The organism is Candidatus Nitrosotalea sinensis, from assembly GCF_900143675.1.
Classification (GTDB): Archaea; Thermoproteota; Nitrososphaeria; order Nitrososphaerales; family Nitrosopumilaceae; genus Nitrosotalea; species Nitrosotalea sinensis.
The window spans coordinates 222443-245061 of the sequence record NZ_FRFC01000004.1; the positions used below are offsets into that span (position 1 = coordinate 222443).

The 22619-nt window shown below is 36.5% G+C and carries 35 protein-coding genes and 1 tRNA gene; 10 read left to right on the forward strand and 26 right to left on the reverse strand.

Annotated elements, in window-relative coordinates; all coding sequences use genetic code 11:
• Window positions 1-6: 6 nt before the first annotated feature.
• The 18 genes from NSIN_RS07170 to psmA form a co-directional block, all read right to left on the reverse strand.
• Window positions 7-564, reverse strand: a complete 558-nt coding sequence (locus tag NSIN_RS07170) for a 50S ribosomal protein L6 (protein ID WP_101010512.1) — start codon at window positions 562-564, stop codon at window positions 7-9.
• On the reverse strand, window positions 554-946 hold the full coding sequence (locus tag NSIN_RS07175; RefSeq protein WP_101010513.1) for a 30S ribosomal protein S8: 393 nt from the start codon (window positions 944-946) through the stop codon (window positions 554-556). The genes NSIN_RS07170 and NSIN_RS07175 overlap by 11 nt, the downstream gene beginning before the upstream one ends.
• Before the next feature lie 5 nt (window positions 947-951).
• Window positions 952-1128, reverse strand: coding sequence for a 30S ribosomal protein S14 (locus NSIN_RS07180; RefSeq protein WP_101010514.1), 177 nt, complete (start codon window positions 1126-1128; stop codon window positions 952-954).
• Window position 1129: 1 nt separating this feature from the next.
• Window positions 1130-1654: a 50S ribosomal protein L5 gene (locus tag NSIN_RS07185; RefSeq protein ID WP_101010611.1), complete on the reverse strand. Its 525-nt coding sequence runs from the start codon at window positions 1652-1654 to the stop codon at window positions 1130-1132.
• 5 nt (window positions 1655-1659) lie between these two features.
• On the reverse strand, window positions 1660-2376 hold the full coding sequence (locus NSIN_RS07190) for a 30S ribosomal protein S4e (protein ID WP_101010515.1): 717 nt from the start codon (window positions 2374-2376) through the stop codon (window positions 1660-1662).
• The gene (gene rplX / locus NSIN_RS07195) at window positions 2376-2882 is read right to left on the reverse strand and encodes a 50S ribosomal protein L24 (protein ID WP_101010516.1); all 507 of its coding nucleotides are present in this window, start codon (window positions 2880-2882) and stop codon (window positions 2376-2378) included. The genes NSIN_RS07190 and rplX overlap by 1 nt, the downstream gene beginning before the upstream one ends.
• 1 nt (window position 2883) lies before the next feature.
• A complete protein-coding gene (locus tag NSIN_RS07200) occupies window positions 2884-3321 on the reverse strand; it encodes a 50S ribosomal protein L14 (protein WP_101010517.1) in 438 nt (145 codons plus the stop codon).
• Window positions 3321-3644, reverse strand: coding sequence for a 30S ribosomal protein S17 (locus NSIN_RS07205; protein ID WP_101010518.1), 324 nt, complete (start codon window positions 3642-3644; stop codon window positions 3321-3323). The genes NSIN_RS07200 and NSIN_RS07205 overlap by 1 nt, the downstream gene beginning before the upstream one ends.
• Complete coding sequence (locus tag NSIN_RS07210; RefSeq protein WP_101010519.1) at window positions 3641-3907, reverse strand: ribonuclease P protein component 1; 267 nt, start codon at window positions 3905-3907, stop codon at window positions 3641-3643. The genes NSIN_RS07205 and NSIN_RS07210 overlap by 4 nt, the downstream gene beginning before the upstream one ends.
• Complete coding sequence (gene rpmC, locus NSIN_RS07215) at window positions 3904-4107, reverse strand: 50S ribosomal protein L29 (protein ID WP_101010520.1); 204 nt, start codon at window positions 4105-4107, stop codon at window positions 3904-3906. The genes NSIN_RS07210 and rpmC overlap by 4 nt, the downstream gene beginning before the upstream one ends.
• Window positions 4107-4865, reverse strand: a complete 759-nt coding sequence (locus tag NSIN_RS07220; protein ID WP_101010521.1) for a 30S ribosomal protein S3 — start codon at window positions 4863-4865, stop codon at window positions 4107-4109. The genes rpmC and NSIN_RS07220 overlap by 1 nt, the downstream gene beginning before the upstream one ends.
• A 1-nt stretch (window position 4866) precedes the next feature.
• Window positions 4867-5322, reverse strand: a complete 456-nt coding sequence (locus NSIN_RS07225) for a 50S ribosomal protein L22 (protein ID WP_101010522.1) — start codon at window positions 5320-5322, stop codon at window positions 4867-4869.
• Between the two features lie 5 nt (window positions 5323-5327).
• Window positions 5328-5723, reverse strand: a complete 396-nt coding sequence (locus NSIN_RS07230; protein ID WP_101010523.1) for a 30S ribosomal protein S19 — start codon at window positions 5721-5723, stop codon at window positions 5328-5330.
• 41 nt (window positions 5724-5764) lie between these two features.
• The gene (rplW, locus tag NSIN_RS07235) at window positions 5765-6031 is read right to left on the reverse strand and encodes a 50S ribosomal protein L23 (RefSeq protein WP_101010524.1); all 267 of its coding nucleotides are present in this window, start codon (window positions 6029-6031) and stop codon (window positions 5765-5767) included.
• Window positions 6028-6843 (reverse strand): 50S ribosomal protein L4, encoded by an 816-nt coding sequence (gene rplD, locus NSIN_RS07240; protein ID WP_101010525.1) that lies wholly within the window; start codon window positions 6841-6843, stop codon window positions 6028-6030. The genes rplW and rplD overlap by 4 nt, the downstream gene beginning before the upstream one ends.
• Complete coding sequence (locus NSIN_RS07245) at window positions 6840-7832, reverse strand: 50S ribosomal protein L3 (RefSeq protein ID WP_101010526.1); 993 nt, start codon at window positions 7830-7832, stop codon at window positions 6840-6842. Before NSIN_RS07245 ends, rplD begins: the two co-directional genes overlap by 4 nt.
• Before the next feature lie 211 nt (window positions 7833-8043).
• Window positions 8044-8859 carry a putative RNA uridine N3 methyltransferase gene (locus tag NSIN_RS07250; RefSeq protein WP_101010527.1) on the reverse strand — a complete coding sequence of 272 codons (816 nt, stop codon included), beginning with the start codon at window positions 8857-8859 and terminating at the stop codon, window positions 8044-8046.
• Between the two features lie 39 nt (window positions 8860-8898).
• Window positions 8899-9636, reverse strand: a complete 738-nt coding sequence (gene psmA / locus NSIN_RS07255) for an archaeal proteasome endopeptidase complex subunit alpha (protein WP_101010612.1) — start codon at window positions 9634-9636, stop codon at window positions 8899-8901.
• A 51-nt stretch (window positions 9637-9687) separates the two neighbouring features.
• On the opposite strand from psmA, the gene NSIN_RS07260 reads away from it, so the two are divergent.
• The gene (locus tag NSIN_RS07260) at window positions 9688-10104 is read left to right on the forward strand and encodes a DUF371 domain-containing protein (RefSeq protein ID WP_101010528.1); all 417 of its coding nucleotides are present in this window, start codon (window positions 9688-9690) and stop codon (window positions 10102-10104) included.
• Window positions 10105-10108: 4 nt separating this feature from the next.
• Here NSIN_RS07260 and NSIN_RS07265 read toward each other — a convergent pair whose 3' ends face one another.
• The 6 genes from NSIN_RS07265 to purQ all read right to left on the reverse strand — a co-directional run bounded on the left by NSIN_RS07265 (window position 10109) and on the right by purQ (window position 16367).
• Window positions 10109-10642, reverse strand: coding sequence for an ArsR/SmtB family transcription factor (locus NSIN_RS07265; RefSeq protein WP_101010529.1), 534 nt, complete (start codon window positions 10640-10642; stop codon window positions 10109-10111).
• Window positions 10643-10971: 329 nt separating this feature from the next.
• A complete protein-coding gene (purC, locus tag NSIN_RS07270; protein WP_101010530.1) occupies window positions 10972-11799 on the reverse strand; it encodes a phosphoribosylaminoimidazolesuccinocarboxamide synthase in 828 nt (275 codons plus the stop codon).
• A 49-nt stretch (window positions 11800-11848) separates the two neighbouring features.
• Entirely contained in the window at window positions 11849-12094 is a 246-nt protein-coding gene (locus NSIN_RS07275) for an Lrp/AsnC family transcriptional regulator (protein ID WP_101010531.1), read from the reverse strand.
• A gap of 1 nt (window position 12095) precedes the next feature.
• Window positions 12096-13532 (reverse strand): amidophosphoribosyltransferase, encoded by a 1437-nt coding sequence (purF, locus tag NSIN_RS07280; RefSeq protein ID WP_101010532.1) that lies wholly within the window; start codon window positions 13530-13532, stop codon window positions 12096-12098.
• A complete protein-coding gene (gene purL / locus NSIN_RS07285; protein WP_101010533.1) occupies window positions 13525-15690 on the reverse strand; it encodes a phosphoribosylformylglycinamidine synthase subunit PurL in 2166 nt (721 codons plus the stop codon). The genes purF and purL overlap by 8 nt, the downstream gene beginning before the upstream one ends.
• Window positions 15687-16367: a phosphoribosylformylglycinamidine synthase subunit PurQ gene (purQ, locus tag NSIN_RS07290; RefSeq protein ID WP_101010534.1), complete on the reverse strand. Its 681-nt coding sequence runs from the start codon at window positions 16365-16367 to the stop codon at window positions 15687-15689. Before purQ ends, purL begins: the two co-directional genes overlap by 4 nt.
• A 175-nt stretch (window positions 16368-16542) precedes the next feature.
• Here purQ and NSIN_RS07295 point away from each other — a divergent pair, with 175 nt between their 5' ends.
• Window positions 16543-17151 (forward strand): rhomboid family intramembrane serine protease, encoded by a 609-nt coding sequence (locus NSIN_RS07295; RefSeq protein ID WP_101010535.1) that lies wholly within the window; start codon window positions 16543-16545, stop codon window positions 17149-17151.
• Between the two features lie 105 nt (window positions 17152-17256).
• Window positions 17257-17697 (forward strand): CBS domain-containing protein, encoded by a 441-nt coding sequence (locus tag NSIN_RS07300; RefSeq protein WP_101010613.1) that lies wholly within the window; start codon window positions 17257-17259, stop codon window positions 17695-17697.
• On the opposite strand, the gene purS is transcribed toward NSIN_RS07300, so the two are convergent.
• A complete protein-coding gene (purS, locus tag NSIN_RS07305; RefSeq protein WP_101010536.1) occupies window positions 17694-17954 on the reverse strand; it encodes a phosphoribosylformylglycinamidine synthase subunit PurS in 261 nt (86 codons plus the stop codon). The genes NSIN_RS07300 and purS overlap by 4 nt on opposite strands.
• Window positions 17955-17986: 32 nt before the next feature.
• On the opposite strand from purS, the gene NSIN_RS07310 reads away from it, so the two are divergent.
• Complete coding sequence (locus NSIN_RS07310; RefSeq protein ID WP_165775281.1) at window positions 17987-18850, forward strand: class I SAM-dependent methyltransferase; 864 nt, start codon at window positions 17987-17989, stop codon at window positions 18848-18850.
• A gap of 3 nt (window positions 18851-18853) precedes the next feature.
• On the opposite strand, the gene NSIN_RS07315 is transcribed toward NSIN_RS07310, so the two are convergent.
• Window positions 18854-19315 (reverse strand): cupin domain-containing protein, encoded by a 462-nt coding sequence (locus NSIN_RS07315; protein ID WP_101010538.1) that lies wholly within the window; start codon window positions 19313-19315, stop codon window positions 18854-18856.
• Between the two features lie 230 nt (window positions 19316-19545).
• Here NSIN_RS07315 and NSIN_RS07320 point away from each other — a divergent pair.
• From NSIN_RS07320 to NSIN_RS07345, 6 genes are all read left to right on the forward strand, one after another.
• A tRNA-Thr gene (locus tag NSIN_RS07320) sits at window positions 19546-19620 on the forward strand.
• Window positions 19621-20218: 598 nt separating this feature from the next.
• Complete coding sequence (locus tag NSIN_RS07325) at window positions 20219-20419, forward strand: CBS domain-containing protein (RefSeq protein ID WP_101010539.1); 201 nt, start codon at window positions 20219-20221, stop codon at window positions 20417-20419.
• Window positions 20420-20428: 9 nt separating this feature from the next.
• Entirely contained in the window at window positions 20429-21076 is a 648-nt protein-coding gene (locus tag NSIN_RS07330; protein WP_177346296.1) for a dienelactone hydrolase family protein, read from the forward strand.
• A 209-nt stretch (window positions 21077-21285) separates the two neighbouring features.
• Window positions 21286-21519 (forward strand): Lrp/AsnC ligand binding domain-containing protein, encoded by a 234-nt coding sequence (locus NSIN_RS07335; RefSeq protein ID WP_101010540.1) that lies wholly within the window; start codon window positions 21286-21288, stop codon window positions 21517-21519.
• Between the two features lie 90 nt (window positions 21520-21609).
• The gene (locus NSIN_RS07340) at window positions 21610-21897 is read left to right on the forward strand and encodes a hypothetical protein (protein ID WP_101010541.1); all 288 of its coding nucleotides are present in this window, start codon (window positions 21610-21612) and stop codon (window positions 21895-21897) included.
• 73 nt (window positions 21898-21970) lie between these two features.
• Window positions 21971-22561, forward strand: coding sequence for a metal-dependent hydrolase (locus NSIN_RS07345; RefSeq protein ID WP_133124112.1), 591 nt, complete (start codon window positions 21971-21973; stop codon window positions 22559-22561).
• Window positions 22562-22619 lie beyond the last annotated feature (58 nt).

The following is a 22619-nucleotide window of genomic DNA, read 5'->3' on the forward strand; positions in this document are numbered from 1 at the left end:
CTGAGACTATTTTTCGATCTTGTCGAGCTTCTCGAAAAGATAAACACCATCAAGGAAAACTCTATGATCTTTATTTTTGACTTTGGTGTTTTGTTGTAAGCTTCCAGCAGTTTGTGAAACATCAGTAAGTACGGGTCCAGTGATTATGATGTCATCTCCTTTTGAAACTACTTTGGTTTCACCAAATATTTTCGATGTCCTAGCAGCACGTTCGCCTTGGAAGTTTTCTACATGGATATATCCATCTTTTATTTTCACGGTGATTGGAAAGTGTGCATAAACTACTTTCATCTTGAAGGTATATCCAGTTTGGACTCCTTTGAATAAAGTATTGATGATAGATTCCGCAGTCTTGAATATTGCATAATCTCTTTTACGAACACCAACAGACTTCAATACAACATTTTTGCCTTCTATTTGCAAATCTACAGGTATTTTCTTGAATGCTTTTCTTGTTTTTCCAAGTGGTCCTTGAACATGCAAGATTTTATGAGTTACAGATGCCTTGACAGAATCTGGAATTGGAATTGTAACCTGATGCAGCTCAACTTCTTTAGTAGACAAATCCTATCAATAGCCCTCCCAAGCCTTTTTTTATTGCCTCATGATGAGACATTACTCCTTGATTTGTTGTTACAATCAGCATACCACGTGAGTATGATGGTAGATATTGTTGTTCCCATTTTGCATATCCGTCCTTTTTCACTTTGAATCTAGGTGTAATTGCTCCACATTTTGTAATTTTAGCCAATAACTGTATCTTGAACTTTCCACCTTTCTTGTCATCTACGTGTTCAAATTCACCGATATAGCTATGATTTTGCAATGTTTTTAGAACATCGGTTGCAAGCTTTGAAGTTGGCAGAACTACACAGTCTCCCTTTCGTCTTGCTTCTGTGTTGTACAAAGTTACAAACATGTTTGCTAGAATATTAGTTGTCGGCATATCTATCACTTGAATTTCCTAAATCCTAAAGAATTGGCAACTTCTCTAAAGCATCTTCTGCAAAGATCAAGATCATATTTTTGAATTACTGCATTATAATCGCCACATCTTTTACACCATCTAGAACCTTTTCCGAACTTGTGTTCTGTCCTTCCAGTTATTTTGTAATCACGATTCTTCATACTATACCACTTGAATTCCAAACTCACGGGTTAGAAATGCTTTTGCTTCTTCTGCTGTTATAACATGAGTGCGTCCAATACTTGCCTTGTGTTTACTTCTTACTCTAATACTGAAGCCCGGTCTTGTCAATGAAATAGCAATATCTAATCCCAAGATACCGTCTTGTGGATCATACTTTACTCCTGGAATATCAATATGTTCTCTTATGCCAAAAGAGAGATTTCCAAAGTCATCAAATGATGAACCTTTTACTTGATTTCCTTTTGCTGCAAACAATCTCTTAATCAATTGAATTGCAGGTTCATTTCTTACAGTCACTGCAACACCGATTGGTTCACCCTTGTGTACACCCCAATCACGTTGTGTTGCTCTTGCGTATCGTGGTGATGGTTGTTGACCAGAAATATGTTTTAATGCACGTTTAGCCTTTTCAAGTGGTTCACCGGATTTTCCTACACCCATGTTTAGAACTACTTTGGAAATTGAAATCTTTTTCATTGGAGATTCAGTTTGTTGTTTAGCCATATCTATCACTGGATTTGTATGACAGGTTTGTCTTTTCCTACTGCCATTACTAGGTCTGCCGGAATCTCGATTTGTCTATCACCCAAATCAACATCTGCTCTTTTTGGAAGAACAAATGTTCCAGGCTTTAGTTCAACAATTTTACCCATACGTCCTGCATTTACTCCACTTGTTATCATAACTTGAACACCTTTTTCAAGAGTTATCACATTTAGTATTTTGGTTTTTGGAACTTCAACCACGCATGTATCTCCAACATTTACTTTAGTATCTGTAACAAGTGTTCTTCCATCATGAAATCCGAGTTGAGTTTTTTTATCTTTGATTGTCACTTTTCTAGTTACTTTGAGTAGTTTTTTTGTCTTTTCTGAAGAGTCAATTTTAATTGGTTTTAGAACAGTCAAATCTTTTGGTACAAGCCTATAGACATCAGATACTCCTTCCAATTCTACAACATCCATCAAGCCAATACCGTGGTGAAGTGAGCTTCTTACCACTCCATCAACTTTTACTTTCCCTCCATATATCACAGATTTTGCTTCTCTCAGAGAAGTTGCAAGTTTTAGAGTATCACGTATAAACACTGCAGTTGGAATGGAAATATCTTTTTTATGACCACCGGGTTTGACAGTAACAACAAATCTCTTGTCTTTTCTTGTAATGCCCCAGAAGAGTGGAGCCATTTGTCTTTTTAGTTTTTTACTGCCTGAAATACTAACCATTATTTAGTCCCCTTTTTTTCATTTTTAGATTTGTCTTTCTTATCATCTGACTTTGATTCATTCTTTGTTTCCTTTGGTTTTTCTTTTTTAGCCTCTTTTTGTTCTTTTGGTTTTGTTTCTTTGTTTTCAGGAGATGATGTTACTTTTGCAGTTTTTGGTTTTTGTCCTTCAAGTCTGCTTTGTCTCCACTTGTCTTCAAGATTAAGTGAAGTAATGATAACGTTTGATGGATGAATGTAAATGTCAACATTTCCGCCTTTGAGTTTTTCTCGTTTTATACCCTCAATTGCAATACCTCTTTTTTCGGTAGACACTCGTGTAACTTTACCTTCAATTCCTTTGAATTCGCCACGCAATACTTTAACGCTATCACCTTCAATTACACGCATACTACTGCAATGATATTTTTCTTTTAGATCCTTAGACAGATGTGAACCAAGTTGCTTGCTTTGCAAGTGCTGAGATGCAGCATACAACATTTTTTTTCTTATTGTTGTAGGTTTCATTTTATACCACCATCGATGCCAAGTTTGCGATTCTTGGATATTTCTCTGCTGCTTCTACTGCTACAGGGCCTTTAATTTCTGTGCCTTTGATTTCACCCTCAGGCGTTACAAGCACTGCAGCATTATCTTCAAAAGTTACTCTTACTCCGCTTAATCTTCTTACAGGATATTTCTGTCTTACAATCACGGCACCAAATATTTGTCCTCTTAATTCACCAGGACCTTTCTTTACAACAACATTACAAAAGTCACCAACAGCAGCTGATGGATATCTAGCTACTCTAGTCTTTGTTTTTTGAACCATCACAATCTCCAAAATCTTGGCACCTGTGTTATCAGCACAAATTACTTGTGCACCAAGTGGAAGTGCTCTAGTAACATATGGTCGGAATTCTTGAACACCTTTTGCAGATACTGCACGACTCTTTGTTGCTGCCATTATGATACTACCTCAACTACTACAAATGATACACTTTTTGAAATAGGCCTACATTCAGCTGTAAGAACGACATCTCCTTCTTTTACATCAATGCATTGTGGTCTGTGAGCATGCAATTTACTTTGGCTACGTGCATATCTCTTGTATTTTATATCCAATCTTGGAAATTCTTGTTGTACAACTACTGTTCTTGGTGCTTTTGCACTGACTACTTTACCTTGTACTAGTTTTCCTCGAATACTCAAAATACCATGAAATGGACAAAGAGTGTCGTCACATTTTGATTTTGGTTCTTTTACTTGAAGACCTATGTTTCTTGTCATGCTTTAACCCCCATTCTTTCATATGATCTTTTCATTATAGTGTTTCCATTAACACTGACAGGCATGCCATCAATATGAAATTGCCATGTAGAGTAGTTTTTTGGAATCATTTTTACTCCTGTAACAGTTTGAATGAAAAACATTGATTTTGTTTCATCAAGTATTTTTCCGCTCAATCCCACAAGTTGATTATTGCTAGATTGCACTATAGAAGTATCAAGTCCAATCAATTCATGATAGAATATATTTTGTGATGTTATCATTTGGATTTCATCTCATTTAATCTGGTTAATACTCTTGCGATATCTCTTCGAAGTGGTTTTACCTTTCCACTATCTTTTCGTAATGTTCCTTTTGATGCTTCAATCTTTAGTTTTGTTAATTCCGAACGTAATTGTGCCAATCTATCTTTAAGATCTGTTTCATTGAATTCCCGTACAGTTTTCATTTTTATGCGAGCCATTACTTGAGTTCCTCTTCCACTTCTTCAAAGGTTTCAACTGATTCGATTAATTTCTCTTCTATTTCAATTGCTTCACTTTCTGTACGAGGTTTGGTTGGATCAATCTGAGTTTCCTCTACAATCTCAACTTCTTCTGGCAACTCTGATTTTTGTTTCAAATCTTTCTTTATAGCCTTGAATTCAAATTCTGGAACAAATCTTTCCTTTCTTGCTATTCTAATTCTAACTCCAATAAGACCCATCTTTGTTTGTACATGAGCAATATCTTCTGAAACCACTACTGCTGCTTGATGTCCTGCTCTTGGGAGTATACCTTTACTATGTTTTTCAAAACTAGAACGGTCTCCACGTAATTTTCCAGATGTAGTAATCTGCACACCCATGGCACCGGCCTCCATTATAGTTTGCATGGTCCACATGACTGCACGTCTAAATGCAGTTCCTTTTGCAAGGTGTTGTGACATTCTATTGCACATAACACTAGGCTCAAGTTCTGGTTTTACTATTTCAATTACTGAAATTTGTGGATTTTTAAGACCAAAATCAGTTTCCAAGACTTTTGTAAGATCGCGTATTCCACTACCTTTTCTTCCAATTACAATACCTGGTCTTGTAACATGCAATCCTACCCTTGTACCAGTAGGAGTTTTTTGAATATCTACTTCAGAAAAACCTGCTTCCTTGATTGCCTCTCTAAGATAGTCTTTTAGAAGCATCAACTTGTAACTGTCATTGATTACGTTTTTCACAGAAGACATGTTAAATCTCCTGAGCTACTAGCTCAACGTGAGTAAGAATGTCAACTTTTGGAGTAGCACGACCCATTGCACGAGGAGTAAATCTTTCCAGTTTTCTACCCTTGTGAACAGTTGCATTGATTATTTTTAGACGATCAAGATCCATTCCACGATATTCTGCATTTGATTCCAGATTATCTAATAATCGTATGAATTCAGATGCTGCTTTTTGAGGATATCTTCCAGACATTACACCAGAATCAGACTTGTGCCCAACTTCGTTATGATATCTTTTGAATGGAACAGCGCGTTCTAGACCAACAACGGATTGCAAGTATATCCTTGCAGATTCAATTGATTTTCCTTTGATAGTGTGTGCAATTTCTCTTGCATGTTTGTGAGATATTGTTTTTTCTCGTAATGCAGCACGTACGTGTCGTGTTTTATCATAATTTTGGAAGGCGTAGCTAAAATGCATATGTATCACTTTAATGGCACGTACAAACTAGACCTAGATGCGCCAACACCAGGTGCTCCATGTACAACTCTCTTGTTAGTTCTTACAAATTCTCCCAGATAATGTCCTACCATTTCCTGTCTAATTGTAACTGGTAAGAATTCTTTTCCTGAATAAACATGAATTGTCAATCCCACAAAATAGGGCAAAATAATGACATCTCGTAGATGTGTCTTGATTTGTGTATTAGATTTACCTGCTTTGGCAGATTTAATTTCTTCTAAAAGTTTGCGTTTTCCGTCAGTGATGCCTCGTCTAAGTGATCTTCTTGCCCTGGATGGCAATAATTCAAATAATTTTTCTAGAGAGAGGTTTTGGATCTCTTCTAATTGCAAACCGCGGTACTTGTATTCTTTAACCATTCATACTCACTACTACTTTATTTGATTCCAGTTTGACCATATTATAGCATTCCTATCTTGGTGGCCAAGTCCCGTGCCTTTTCAACTGTTTGGAATTTAACAAATGCTTTTTTGCCATAAACTGTCCTGCACACATTTAGTCCAACTGGATCTTCTTTATAGAGCAATTTTATTGCCTCGATAATTTTTGGTTTTGTAGCTTCTTCTCTTACCAAAAAGCATATTCTGCTCTCGTTTTCTACTAATGCAAAAGTTTTTTCAGTAATATACGGCTTTAATATTATATGAGTTGCTTCTTCAAGATTCATTTCGTTGTCACCAGAATTTCAAGATGAGGAGATTTTATCTTTGATATTTCTTCAATTGCACCTTTTGAGAATACAGTTAGTCTGACAGGTTGTGCACCTGGAGCCAGATCAAGTACGCTAAGGTTCTTCGCGTCTACCACATCAACTCCCAACAATGAGCCTGATGCTTTGGCAAGGTTCTTTGAATCTTTTACAACTAGTAAGATACTTTTTCCAACTTTTGTTTTACGACCTCTTAAAAGAGGTTTTCCGGAACGCCCCTTTAGTCTATTTCTCAGTCTATCTACATCTTGTGTCAGATTTAGTGAATCTAGAATCTTTGCCAATTCTTTTGATTTTGAAACTGATTCAATTTGATCAGATACAACTAGTGGTAGAGTTGTGATCTTGTCTATTTTGTGACCTCTAAGTTTTACAAGTGTTGATGATGTTGTTGCAGCAAGTGCAGAGCACAAAGCAAGTTTATTTTCTTTTTTGTTGAGCATTTTATATATCACCCGCTCAGAAGTTGGTGGATGAGCTTGTCTTCCCTTTCTAACCATTGCAACTCCACCAGCTTGACCCTGTCTGCCACCTCCACCACCAGCCATTCTTGCAACTCTTGCTTGATGATGACCAGTAGGAGGACTGTTAGATTCTGCAACTACGTCCATACCGGCATTTGGATATCTGCCTTGTCTTTGAAATGAATGGGATTCTAGATGAATGTAAGCTCTGTGAATTAGATCGTTTCTAACAGGAGTAGAAAATACAAGAGGTAACTCAATGTCACCATCAACAGATCCTGTTGTGGATAATACTGGAACTTTCATACCATTATCTCCAATATTTTTGGTTGTGTCACCTTGGATAATTTCGGCCTAACAGGAGCACGGAGTTTTACAAGTCTCTTATATGTTCCAGGAATTGAGCCACGTAAGATGACGTAATCTCCTTCCACTAGACCAAAGTGTTTGTAACCTCCAGGAGGATTAATTTTTAGTTCATCATTTTGAGAATTACTTACTATCATTATTCTATTGTTGTACTGGATTCGTTGGTGGAAACCTCGTTGTCCGGCTCTTGGAACAGAGTACATGATGGTTGCAGGACTGATTGGACCTAGAGTACCAAGAGCTCTTACACTTTTTCTGGACTTGTGTTGCTTTTTCTTTACACCCCATCTTGTGATTGGACCTTCAATACCTTTTCCTTTTGTAATTGCAGCTACATCAACTTCAGATCCTTTTTGGAAGACTTGATCCACTTTGACTTCTTTTCCTAACAAGTCTTTTAGAAACGTAAATTGCTTTGAAATGTCTCCACCTTTTACTGCAACTTCAAACACATATGGTTTCTTTTGTTCAAGTCCGGCTTTTCGTGGAAGAATAGCTGCAATTGCGTAAAGTTCTTCTATTATGCCAAGAGATTTTTCTGCTTTTTCCAGTCCCTTTTCATCAGTCTTTGTTTTGAAGAGTCTAGAAATTTCTTTAGGCAAATCTTTTGCATAAACATCAAAAGTAGAATCTATTCCATATCTATCCTTAGAATATCCCCTAATTCCAATTATGGTCATCGGAGGGGTAACTACAACAGTACCAAGTCCAACAAGTTGTTTACCAAAGTTAGGTGTCTTTTCTCTGTCATCAATGCTTGCGATTCTCATACATGCTGCCTTGAATCCGGCATAACCAAGAAGTTTTGGCTGTTCTGCTTCAACATCAGGCCATGTACGAATTCTTGCTTCCATGCTCTTCGCTCTGCCCCTTGGCAAATATGCAAGACTTCCTCTTCTAGGTTGGCTATGCTTTCTATGGCCCATTGATAAACCAAGTTGTTCAAAAAGCCCATTATAAGTCTATAATTAAATCAAGACAATACATGCGTGAAAATTTAGATCTTAGTGCCAAAAGTTTACCAGGCTTTTCATTATAGATATGGCACCTATGACAATACCTGCAGAGCCAACAAGTATTACAAGAATCAAAAATCTTTTATTCAATACTCTTTTGCCAGAAGATCCCGTATTAAAACTAGTTACGAGTTAGCACGTTTAGAACTGAAAGAATGCCAAAGATTGCCTCTTCTAGTCTAACTGTCTCAGTTGCCTGATCTGAGAAAAAGTTCAGGGTGTGAGATCGTGGTATATTTCCTACATGTTTTCCCAAGATTTCATGAACTCCTTTTTTTGGAGAGCCAAAGACAAGAAGAACAGGAACATTTGAGATCTCATCAAAGTATTTTTGTGTTTTATGAATAGGTTTGCCCTTTCTAGAAGTTAGTATGATATCAGATCTCCATTCGGCAAGAAATGTAGCAAGGTTTGATACTTCTTTGACATCATAGCCCCAATATTGGTTGATCTCGTCTTTATCTATCTGTTTTACAGACAATGTAGGATATCCCTCTTTGAATCGAACTGTAATTCGTTTCCCAATCTCATCTTTGCTGTAAAATGAGATCAGTTGTTCAAATCCTACGTCGAGGTATTTTTTTCCCTTGTATTGTACTACCACTCCATCTCTTACATCTCCTGCCTTGATTTTTTTAGGATCAGATGTTTGTACATGTGATGAGATCTTTAGAGGACTCATACTGCCCGCAAATTGAAAATCGTCACTTAATGGATACAATATCTTTCGTAGATATTGAGGAGTTTCAACATAACGAAGTAAATTTCTAAGTAAAGATCTGTCTCGATCAGAACCGCTTGATTCTTTGTAAATGTAAATGGTATCTACTCGAAAGATAGCGCATGCTCTTGCAATTTGCGCTGTCTTCATTGTTTTGTCAAGCTTTGATGGTTCTTCAGACAGAGAAGAATCAGGAATTGCAATAGAAATTTTCAATGACAGTACATGGATAGTAGCGTTATAAAATATTAGGTTCTACTTTGGTCTCTTGGCAATATTTTCTTTAGCCTTGACAGCAAAATGTTCAATATCTTTTTCAGAGGTTCTTGTCAAGAGTTTTGTAGAAAGTGGAATTTGTGCCATCTTGATGTGCTTTACACCTTCCTTGTCTTCACTAACAAGATAAATGGATTCTATTGCCATTGCAGCAGCATCTTCAGCAGACATGTCTTTTTTGTAGTTCTTTTCTAGAAATTCAGTAACTTGATCTGCACCTGCACCAATAGCTACTGCATCGTATGAGATGTAAGTACCACTTGGATCAGTCAGGTAAATTGTGCTTCCACTTTTATCAATGCCTGCAATTATTAGTGCAACACCAAATGGTCTAACTCCAGCATATTGTGTATACTGTTGTGCTTGATCAGCCAAGTGTTTGGCCACTGCTTCGACTTCTATTGGTTCGTCATATATCATTCTGTTACTTTGTGAAAAGAATCTTGCATTATCTACTTGTGATCTTGCATCTGGGATATAGCCAGCAGCGGCTACTCCAATATGATCATCTACTTGGAATATTTTTTGTGTAATATCAGAATTTTGTAATTTTCGTGGTTTTTCTTCAACTGCAAGTATTATGCCATCTTTGCTTTTGATCCCAATTGCCAGTGTTCCTCTTCGTACTGTTTCAATAGCATATTCAACTTGGTATAGTCTACCATCTGGAGAAAAGACCGTAATTGCTCTATCATAACCTGCTGCAGCTGGTAGCATTTCAAAATTCATCCTTTGAAGGTTTAATTTAAGTTTATACAACTTGAGATCATGCATTTTGAGATCTCATTCCATGGTCACAAAAATGTAAGATCATTGCATCCAAAATCAATCGAGATAACAACCGAGGAGAATCTTACAGTAAATGGTGATTGCATAGTAGGAGTAAAAGCTTCATGCGGTTGTCTTGGAATCCCAGACAAGATCAAAGAATCATTGAAAAAAGATCAGACAAAAGTAACATGTACTATACAGGTCAATGATTTTTCATTCAAGATAACAGGTAGCGGTAGTGAAAAGCTCACACTTACAAATCCTCATGACATAGTGATAAGAAAAAGTAATTTCACATGCCCCCGAACATTGTCAATTGGTTGCAATGTTGCATCAGATTCAATACCAAGAGAGATGATCGATTTACTTCAAGATCCCAATACTAAGGGGATCTTCAGAATAGAAGTAGAATAAAAAATCACTTTTGCAAAAGCAGTTGGCCATTATTTTCAAACACTTTTGCCATTGCTCTATTGAGAATTTCCATCAATATGTATTCCTCATAATTTGATTCGCTAGTATTTTTCGTACTCTTCTTTTTTATTTTAGAACCTGCATTTTCTGCGATGTTTTTTATTACTTTTTCTAGTTTGACTGAAGTGTCAGTTATTGTTTTTGAAAATTCTGTTTCAAAATTAGCTGGTAGTTTATTCCCCATGACCCGGACAGATGTTCCATAATATTTCATGACAGCACCTCTAACTTCTTCCATTTTTACAATTTCAATAAGTCCAGCATTTTTTAAAACATCAATATGATGTCTAATGGTAGTGGTTGCTTTTTTGTAACCACTTTTGCTTAGCTCTTCAGCAATTTGTTCTGTATGGAGTTGTTTGTGATACAATATTTGGATAATTTTTATCCGTGCGGCGTCATCAAGGGCTTTTGCTTGATCGGCATTTGTGCTAAGTATTTTGCTTATTTTGATTTCTTTTTGTAGCAATGTAGACATTTGATGATTTTCATTTTCTGATCGTCCTAAAAGATCAGGAGATCACATTTTTTTGTCCAATACGTAATTTTTTTTCATGTTCCAAGTTTGATTGACTTGACACCAAAATTCTAGTTTCGTTATAACATTTAGTGCTACAAATGAATCATATTCATAATGCTTGTATCATCATCATACTAGTATAACAAATATCAGACCGTTATGATTAAAATCATAACAATACAAAAAATGTGAAAAATTTCAAAAAAATGAAAAAATTGGAAAACATCGTACCATCAAAGGTACAACGACAAACCAAATACAGAACAACCTCAAAAAGGAAATTCGAGTTAAAACGAGGTTTTTGTTATCTTTTCGTACGCAGTAATGTATCTTGAAGATAATTCAAGACATAATGATTCAGGAAGTTGTGGTGCAACAGGTTCTTTTCCTGCATTTCTTTCATCTTCGAATTTTTGTTGATATCCACGAGATGCAAGCCAGTCACGCAGTAGTTGTTTATCGAAACTTTCTTGCGTCTCCCCCACACGATATGTGTCCTTAGGCCATAGCCTGTACTCATCAGGACCAATGGAATCGCCAAGAACTATAGAGCCATTGATTTTCCCAAATTCTAATTTCAAATCTGCCAGAATAAATCCAGCATCATCCGCAATCCTGTGCATTTGACGATAAATCTCTACAGATGTATTTTCTAGCCAATCATACTCTTGTGGTGTCACAGTATTTCTATCAAGAGCGTCTTTTTTGGTCAAAGGTAGATCATGCGTTTCAGATTTTGTAGTAGGATCAAACAACGGAGTAGGTAACTTGGATGCAAGTAGATCGGATGAACCAGTAGGTAAAGAGATCTGTCCTGTTTTCCATCTATGATATAGACTGCCATAAAGATAGCCTCGTACAACACATTCAATTGGAATCATGTTCATTTTTTTTACAACAATCTTATCTTTGTTTTCAGTTCGGACATAGTGATTAGGTACAGGTAGTTTTTTGAACCAAAACTCTGCAAACCTACACAGCACTTCTCCTTTTTTTGGAATAGGAGTTGGAAATTTGACATCAAATGCAGATACACGATCTGAAAAATGGAAGAGTATGTTTCCGTCTGGAAGTTCATAGATATCTTTGACCTTGCCTGAACGTAGAAACTTCAAACAGGCGGTCATTGAACTGGCTTGAATTTAAACTGATATACTTGTAGGGCTATTTAGTACTTTTACCAGGCAGTGCGGGCAATGTGGTTGTAGACAATACATTTGGCACTATACGAATCTTTTTTGTAATAATTTTATCCAATTCAGGCCTTGTAGAGGCTTGGACTTTGACAAAGATATCGTATTGACCAAATGTTCCTGTTGCTTCCTTTACGCCATCAATTTTTAGAATATCATTCATGACATCCATTTCATGACCCATTTTGCTTTTGACTAGAACAAATGCGAGTTCCATGTTATTCACCTCTTACTTCTGCCCTTGTTTTAAACATGGGCTTTATTCCAAGTGTAGAGTAATCCCCACTTGAACATGTAAAGCACATCGAGTTTTCGTCCATTCCAACTGCTGCTGCCAGATTCTTGGCATCGTTATAGCCCAAAAAATCTGCACCAATTAGTTGTCTTACTTTTTCAGTAATTTCTTCCTCAGAGTATTTTCTTCCATCACCCATGTAAGTTACAAGTTCATCTTGAGATGGAAAGTCGATTCCTGCATAGCATGGGAATTGTATTTGTGGAAATGTTATCACCATGCTAATTTTTCTAGCGCCGGCTCTTCTCAATGCTTTGATAATGGCCTTAGAGCTTGTACCCCTCACTAGACTGTCATCAACAACTACAACATGCTTGCCAGAGATGACTTGAGTAATAGGTATTATCCAGCGATTAATTTCAACTCGGTCTGATTGATGTGGTTCTATGAAGCTGCGAAGTGGTCCTTTTCTGCTATATCGGTCTTTTAGTAATCCTTCTTCAAATGGCACACCTAACTCTTGTGCATATCCAAGCGCTGCAGGTCTTGCAGAGTCTGGCACCGGGATTACTATGTCAGCATCTTTTATTGCAAACTTTCTTGCAAGAAATTGACCTATTCTTTTTCTTGCAAGGTAAATGTTAGAGCCCTCCATCACACTTGAGGGATGTGCAAAATATGTAAATTCAAATGAACAGTGCGCATATTTTTTTTCTTGTGAAAACATTTCAGATTCCAGTCCCGTAGGACTAATCTTTAACAATTCACCAGGTTTAACATCACGAACAAGTTGTGCGCCCATTGCAGAAAGTGCAGCTGACTCGGATGCTACAATGTATGTATTGTTGTCTTTTCTATATCCAAGTACCATTGGTCTGAATCCTTTAGGATCTCTTGCAGCATAAACAGAATTATCATCAGACACAAAGGTAAAGCAAAATGAGCCTACCATTTCATTTTTTAAGATAGACAATGCATTTCCCAATTTCCCATTCTCAGACATTAGTGTAACAAGTCTTTGAGCTGCAATCAGTGTGTCACTTACATTTTGTGGCGTAAATGTACAACCACCAACCATGCCAGTTAGTTCTTCAGCATTTGAGATAGTACCATTATGCGCAACACATAGATCTTTTACCTTCAATGGTTGTGCATTTTCCAGATTGCTCTTTCCCATAGTAGAATATCGAACGTGGCCTATAGCAGCAGAGGACTCGTATTCTCGTGTAACTTTATCAAAATCTGCCACGCCAGAAGACACTAGGCCTAGTTGCTTGTATGGTTGCTTTTTTGGGACCGCTATGCCCCAAGCCTCTTGACCTCTGTGCTGTAATGCACGCAAGGCATCAATTACCATAGGTATTACGTTTGCACCGTCAAGACTAAAAATTCCAACTACTCCACAGTTTTCTTTAACCATGTGTTACAAGTGCCCCCAACGAGTTTAACCATTTTTCTTGTGCAATATCAACCCTTACGTCTATTAGAAAACTGGTTTGATTTGTAAATAAGATATTTTTATCTGTAAACTTACCAACAGTAGCACAAGGGACATTTTTTTGTTTAATAAAAGACATCACAGTGTTTTCTTTTTCAGGATTTATCACAAGTAAGAATCTAGAATGAGACTCTGAGAACAACAATTCATCTGGACGTAATTTTTCAGATGGAACCATGTCTAGCGCAATACGGCACCCTATGTCATTTAATATACACAGTTTTGACACCGCAACTGCAAGTCCTCCCTTAGAGCAATCATGTACAACTTTAACAGCATCATTTGGTAAAAGAGCAAGAATTGTAGATTGTATTTCTCTAGATAATTTCATGTCAACAGTAGGACATTTACCACCTATTAGATTGTGAACATATTCGTAATATTCAGAACCGCCAAGTTCATCTTTTGTAGTGCCTACGATTATGAGAATATCGTTGTTTTCAATCTTTTTTGGGATAAGTGGTTTGCCATCAATTAGACCCAATACACCAATTAGAGGAGTAGGCTTTATTGGACCGTTATTAGTTTCATTATACAGACTTACTTTTCCTCCCACACATGGTATTTCAAAATATTTTGCATAATCAGTTATGGATTGCACAGACTCTTTGAATGTCCAAAAAATTTCTGGGTCTTCTGGATTTCCAAATTGTAAATGATCTACCATGCCTATAGGTTTTGCACCAGTACAGATTACATTTCTACAAGCCTCATCAAAACAACCCATAACCCCGTCTCGAGGATTTATGTAGCAATGTTTGGAATTGCCATCAATCTTTGCTGCCAAGAACTTGCCATTATCTAGTCTAAGTACGGAAGCATCATTTCCAGGCTTGACAACAGTCCTTATTCCTACTTCGTGATCATATTGAGTGTACACCCATTGTTTGCTTGCAATATTTGGATTAGATAGCATTTTCAATAAAGTTGCAGACAGATTTTGCGGTGTTTCCGGTTTAGTGATTTTTTCAATTGTATCCAAATACCTGGGTTTTGATGAAGGCCTATCAAGAAGAGGAGCATTTGCAACTATCTGACTTGGAAGTGTAGCAAGAATGTCTTTTCCCAATACAACATTCATCATGGAATCATCGGTTACTTTGCCAATTACAGAATAAGGTACCCTAAATTTCTCACAGATTTTTTTTAGAGTCTCTAATTTTTTTTCATCGGTAATAACAAGCATTCTTTCCTGGGATTCAGATACCATCAGTTCAGACGGGGACATGTTTTGTTCTCTTTTGTGAACAAGTGAAAGGTCAAGTTCAATTCCCACTCCCAAGGCATCGGCAGTCTCAGATATGGCACAGGACAATCCACCACCACCAAGATCCTTCATTGCTTTGATACATTGTTGATTTCTTGCTTCAAGAATTACTTCGATGACTAGTTTTTCAATAAAAGGATCAGGAATTTGAACTGCAGAACGATTTTCTGCCTCTAGTTTATCGGAGGCAAATTGCGAACCGCCAATACCATCACGTCCGGTAGATCCTCCAATTAGTACAACATAATCTCCTTTTTCTGCTCTATTTCTGATGAGTTTCTCTTTCTTACCAAAGCCTATAGAAGATACATCAACAAGTGCATAGTTTGTAAAACAATTATCAAATTCAATTTCTCCACCAATCGTAGGAATTCCAAGGCAGTTCCCATAATCTGCAATTCCACGAACTGCATTTTTGAACAACCATCTGGCATGACTATCAGTTTCAATATTTCCAAACCTTAGACCGTCAAGAATTGCAATAGGTCGTGTACCGGCAGACAGAATATCGCGAATTACACCCCCGACCCCGGTTGCTGCACCTCCATATGGTTCAACAGCTGAAGGGTGATTATGACTCTCAATGTGTACTGTTACGACGTAGCCATCACCAACATCAAGTACGCCCGAGTCATATCCTGGACCTGAGATAACACGCTCACCGTTCTTTGGTAATATCTTGAGATGTTTTTTAGACGACTTGTAAGAGCAGTGTTCGGACCATTCAGCTGCTACAATTTGTAATTCTAGAGGATTTGGCTTTCTCCCAATTTTATTTTCTAGATATTCAGACTCGTTTGGAGTAAGACTCATGCTGTAACGCCCAATGTACTTAGAAGAGATTCAAATATGAGTGAGGCTGGTTTTGCATTTCCAGGATTAATTATCTGCTCTGCAGATCTCTCAGGATGAGGCATCATTCCCACAACATTTCCTTCTTTATTGCATATGCCTGCAATGTCAAGTGATGCACCATTGACTTGTTCTGCATATGTGAAAACAATTTGATTATTTTTTTTCAGTGATAGTAATGTTTCTTCATCAGCATAATACCTTCCTTCTCCATTTGCAATTGCAATAGGAATTCTTTGGTCTAGTTGGAGTTTATTTGTAAATGGAGTTTTATTGTTTTTGACAATTATCTCAGTCCACTTGCACATAAAATTCAATGAAGTATTTTTTAGTAGTGCCCCAGGCAACATTCCAGATTCTACAAGTATTTGAAATCCATTACATACGCCAAGAACTGGCATGCCTTTTTCAGCCATTTTTTTTACATCTTTAATTACAGGACTATGGGCTGCAATTACACCTGCCCGCAATCTATCTCCATAAGAAAATCCACCAGGCAGAACTATTGCATCTATGCCTTTTGGTAACTCATCAGTATGCCAAACAAGCTGAGATTCAAGTTTAAAGACATCGGTTAAGACATGATGCATATCTCGATCGCAATTACTTCCAGGAAAGACAATTACTGCAACCTTCACAAATCTTGTTACTTTTCAGACATATTAAATTGAATCGTCAAAATTACTGAAAACAAATTCAAAGTCGTTTCTAATGCAGCGATCAAATTCAAGCAGGCCTAAACCCTTTAAATGAAAAAACATATCAAAAAATCACCTTATCGTTTTATTACAGTACTAGGCACAAGAGAACGAGATGTTAAAGATAGGAACTCCCCCTCTTATCACAACAACGCTGGTAATCATCAACATATTGGTTTTCATATATGGTATAATTAGCAATACACAAAATGCCATAATATCCCACTATGGATTTGTTCCAAACGAACTATTTCATTCAAGATACATAGGTGATAGCATTTTACGATTATTCACATCAATGTTCATTCACGCAGGAATTGCCCATATTGCATTTAATTTGTTTGCACTAGCATACATGGGAGGATTTGCAGAGAGATCCATTGGCAAACCCAAGTTTATTGGGTTATATCTTGTGGCAGGACTCGGAGGTGCAATTTTTCACGGAATCATATCTTCATACATTCTTGGAAACGGCGATTCAGTACTAATTGGAGCATCTGGAGCAATCTCAGGAATTTTAGGAATATCTGCTGCCATGGGAGATATCAGAGGATATTATTGGCTTGCAATCCAGGTGCTGTATGTTTTCATAGGCTCTATTGCATCAATCTCAATTGCATTTGCAGCACATGTTGGAGGATTTGCCACAGGTTTGGGTTTGACAAAGATGTTGATCGAGATAGAGCGTCGCAAACGCAACCCGTACAAAAATTTCGCAAATTAAAAATTATAAAATAATTTCAGAATAATACAATACAAAAAGAAAATTGTGTAACAAATGTTTTCAAGAGTGGAATCATTTTTATTCCAATATCCGGTGGTACTGGCTATGGGTTTAGTTCGCGACATCATGGTTCGTGATGTAATAACTATCGAGCACGACAAGACTGCCAAGGATGTTGCGTTACTTTTTGCAGAAAAAGGCATAAGCTCACTAGTAGTTGTAAAAGACAACAAACCGATAGGTCTTGTGACTGAAAGAGATCTAGCACGTAAGGTTTCAACTACAGACAGAAAGAGCATCGAAGTACCATTATCAGAGATAATGTCGCCCAATTTTAGATGGGTAGAGCCAATGACACCAATAGAGGATGCAGTTCAAAAGATGCTAAATAAGAACGTCCGAAGGCTGTTGGTGCTTGACAACAACAACTTGGCAGGCATAATAACTGAAACAGATCTTGCCAAGTATTTACGAAGCAAATTACTCATAGATGGAGCACTAGACGATGTCACCGCACTAAATAGAAAAGTGATAAAAAGTAGCTAGAGAGTAATCACTTCAGATGTTACTTTGCTTACAAGAGGATTGTAAATCCTAAATTCATTACATATGTTTAGGACTGTTTTTTCTGCAGTCTCTTTATTTTGAGCATCGATTACAAATTTGAGCATCTTTGCAGAACGAACCTTTTTGACATTTGTTTTGTTGTCCTTGAGAATCAAGTCGTTTAATATGGTATCACCTTCAGGGTCTACAATTTCAGGTTTGTTTTCTATGATGACGTTGACTTGAAAGGAAGGCATAAAATGCATTTATTTATAATCAATTTAAGCTTTTGAAACAAGAAGAAAACAGATCTATTTTTGAACCAATCTCGTACAAGATATCAACAAAAGCAAACTGGAATACAGTTGCATTTGAATATCATTACAACTGGGCTGACCAAAAGATAGGACCGTTCAAGTCAACTGAGGAAGTAGTAAAGACAGCAAATATTCAAGATGACGATAAGGTACTTGACATAGCATGTGGTACTGGAGTTGTTTCAAAAGAAATTTCACAGTTACTTGGTCCAAATGGATTGTTAATAGGAATAGATTTGTCAAGAACCGCACTAAATATTGCTAAAAAAACAATCGCCTCAAATCAATTCAATGCCATAGAGATGGATGTAGAAAATTTAGGATTAAAATTCAAGTTTGATAAGGTAACTTGCCAATATGGATTGATGTTTTTTCCAGACTGTAGAAAAGTTATAGGCACAGTCAGAGAATTACTAGATGACAAGGGCATGTTAGTTGTTGCAGTGCATGGACTTGCAGATGACGTGCCATATTTTAGTACAATAATGAAACCAATTTTGGAATACATTCCAGACATAAGACCAAAAGGCTCACCCACCGTACACAGATTTGGCAATCCTGACGATCTAGAAAAAGAACTTGCAGGCGCAGGATTTTCAGACATAAAGATTACAAGACATGATTATAGTTACGAGCCAGGAACTTTTGAAGAATATTGGAATGACTACATGAATTCCACTGCAAATTCCATCAGAAGTAAAATTGAGAGTCGTGGAAAAGATGTCATAGACATGATAAAAAATAGTGCAGAAAAAAACGCATTAAAATATACAAGAGACAACAACATTACATTTCCTTGGACAGTCTTTATTGCATCATGCTCAAACAAGACATGACATTTACTTTATTTTTGTTGCATAGGACATAAAATCAGAATCATACCAGATTGTCTTTGATTCTTTTCCGTTTGCAAACAAGTTAAATGCAATATGGGCAAGATTGTTTCCTTTTAAGGCACCATGCCAATGCAGTGTATTTTTTGGAATAAATACAACATCACCTTTTCCAAGTGGTACTTGGGATGATTTTTTGATTTTAACCATATTATTTTGCATTGATACTTTTTTGTAGAATACGAGCATTCCTTTACCAGTAGTAACCACAAGAATTTGCCCTCCTTGATGGTAGTGCACTTTAGTTCTTGCACCATTACTAAAATTTGCAAAATATACCTTCTGGCCTGTGATCTTTAGTTTGAGTGAAATATCATTGAGCCAGGCATTTCCTACAAAGTATTGCTTTTTACTTTGTACAAGTTGCTTGTCTGGTCCTAATTTTGATACGATTATTTTTTTATTCATCAATTTCACGATCCATCATGATAAAATCACTAATCATAGAACAGATAGAGATGTGGTGTCCAGTCATTTAATCAATCCTTGATATCATCCAGTTTAATGCCATGTCTTATAACATTACATCTAACCAGATCAGGGTATAAATTTCTAGTAGTGATAAATCACAAAAATAGAAAGGTCATTTTGTGTGTGTGATAACATTTTAAACCACCTTCTAAAGTCCATTACCTAATGCCAACGTAGCTCAGCCTGGCTAGAGCATCTGACTTGTAATCAGAAGGTCGAGGGTCCAAATCCCTTCGTTGGCTTTTACAAAATAGGTCAAATCCATACCAGATCATTATTACTTGATTAAATGAAACAAGAAACAACGATAAGATCAAAGCAAATATTCATGATTTTGACAAGCGATTAGAGAGTGTTTTCAAGAGACTAACAGAGACTTTCATCTGAGAATATTCATAGTCAATAGTTATTACAATGTAATGATAACAAACTCAGGTCAGTAGAGAAAAACACTTGCAAACCATTCTATCATATTTCAAGACAGAAAAAGCAAAAAGTCACATCTTTTACCTATAACATTATCAAAAAATATGTCGAGTAAAGTCGTGTGAGTTATGATCGCCTCGTAAGCAGAGGTAGATGATGATTGGGCAAATGCGTAAAACTTATGGCAAAATAAAGGTAAATGAGTCGGTTGTTGATATGAACTATAATTTTGAAGGAATCATTAGTTTATTGGATATAGTATAAGCATATTCTTAGGTTAAAACATATTTTAGATTAATCAAAAAAGACCTTTTTTTATGTAATTTCTCTATTTGATAAAAGATAAAATGATCTATTACCACTTATGAAAATCTGGTTCTAATTTATTATAAATGAAGCATGACAAACTAGTACATGGTGTTTAAAACACTAGAACTTGGAGTGACTGATTTTATTACTCCAAGACCAATAACAGTCAAGGACAGTCATGGATTTTTAGATTCCATTCAAATTATGGCTGAAAAAGGTATAGGAAATTTAATTGTGGTAAAAAATAGAAATCTCATAGACATTCTCACTGAAAGACAAATTCTTGGACATGTTACCAACATATGAAAAAATAAAATGAAACAAAAATCTATTGAAATTCCAATTGATTCGGTAACTCTTAATGGAGATATTGTATTTCCTGAAGATCCCGTAGGTCTAGTCCTGTTTGTACATGGAAGTGGAAGCGGCAGACACAGCCCTAGAAATAGATTTGTTGCAAACATTTTAAATCAAAAAAGAATTGCTACATTGCTATTTGATTTGCTCACATTGGAAGAAGAAGAGTTTGATTCTATCAGTGGCGCATTAAGATTTAACATTCCTCTATTATCAGAACGATTGATTCTAGTAACTGACTGGGTGTTGAAAAATCAAGAGTTGTCAAATCTAAAGTTAGGATATTTTGGTGCAAGTACAGGAGCTGCAGCAGCTTTGATGGCAGCATCAAAAGAGGATGACAAGATAGATGTCATAGTATCAAGAGGAGGCAGACCTGATTTAGCAGAAGGCAGTCTCAGAAAGGTACGATGCCCTACATTGTTTATAGTTGGAGGACGTGATGATGTTGTAATAGATGTAAATAAAGAGGCAATGGGTAAGATGATATGTATAAAAAAATTAATAATAATACCGGGTGCAACTCATCTGTTTGAAGAAGAAGGTAAGTTAGAAGATGTCTCACACCATGCATCTGACTGGTTTCTAAAGTATTTTAGAAGTTAGACTAGATCGGCATCCAAAGATAGACAAGATGTCGCCGAAAAACGCTCTAAAAAATTGACCTGGTCAAAAAATAAAACCCCGTATTCTAGCAATCCTATAAGATTGGTGCTCGTTGACTTGACACGCTTACTTCCTAGTCAGTTTACGGACATGAACAAAAATGATAACATAGACAAAAAGTTAAGTAACGTAAAAGAATGTAATCACCTGTGGAAAAAGGATTTGTGTTAATCAACTGTGAATTGGGTGCAGAAGATTACATAATAGAAGAATTAAAGCTCATTCCACAAGTAAAAAATGCACATGTCACATTTGGTGCATATGATGTAATAGCAGAAATACAAGCAAAAAACTCTCAAGAATTTGATCAAACAGTATCCCAAAAGATACGTGCGTTGTCACAAGTGATGAGCACTATGACACTAAAGGCAACAACAGAATAAGTCATTGTCACCAAAAGAACAGCCAGGTAATTTACAAAAATTCAAACTTCCCGAATGATAATTATACTAGTAAACTGAGGGTTACTTTAGTTGGACAAGATTGAATATGAAGGGACAGTCTGGGCAATAAACCATGGTTTACCACAGCCATTGTTAGATCATTGTATAAAAAAATTGGTAGATCATGGAGTCAAAAAAGAGGACATTGTAATTACTGATGCTCCATCAGATGTAAAAGTAGGAACAGTAGTAGTTGACGTATATCCATATCACATAGAGGTTGGAAGAGTACGAACGACACGTAACGATTCATACATTAGCGGCAGCATAATGATAATAGAACTAAAGACAGATCCTGAAGGAAAATACATAGACTAGATTACAATTATTTCCAAGCATACAAACTGTAGTCTTAACGCATAAGTAGCCAAATCACATCATTTACAAATAATTGAGATTAGAGAAAAAAGATATTTTACTCATAATTAGTGTCTCGCTGATTTATTGTTCTTTATCTGCGGGTTTTTCCCTCATTAGTACAGTATTACCAGACAAGACAGCCTTGGCAAATCCAATAGAGCGAGGTAGTTTAAACATCAAAGAGATTACAGGTCATTTCTTATGGGGAGTTGTTGCTGCCACAGTCACATTGCAAATTAGATATATTCTGCTTGGAGGTACACTTGCAGTTCTCATAGATTCTGATCATCTAGTCGGTTTGTTACATGTAGAGGGACTACCAAGAATGAGTCACTCCATAGCATTTGCAATAATTGCGACAACGATTTTGGTTATAATATTTCGCAAGAGTGATTATTACAGACTAGGTGCCATCATAGCAACAAGTGTTCTCACACATATATCATATGACGCATTTGACGGCGAGTTTGGTTTTCCCATATTCACTCCTTTCATGAATAAAATTATCCAGTTTCCAAAAGCAGATTGGATACTATTTGAGATAGCAGCAATCTCCATACTAGGGATAGTAAGTTTTGCATCCACACGAAAACGCAGTGAAGGAAAGGTAGTATCGATTTGACACTAGAAAAACATCATTTGTTTCAAACAGATTTATTTCAGCACTAGTTCTGATTTTT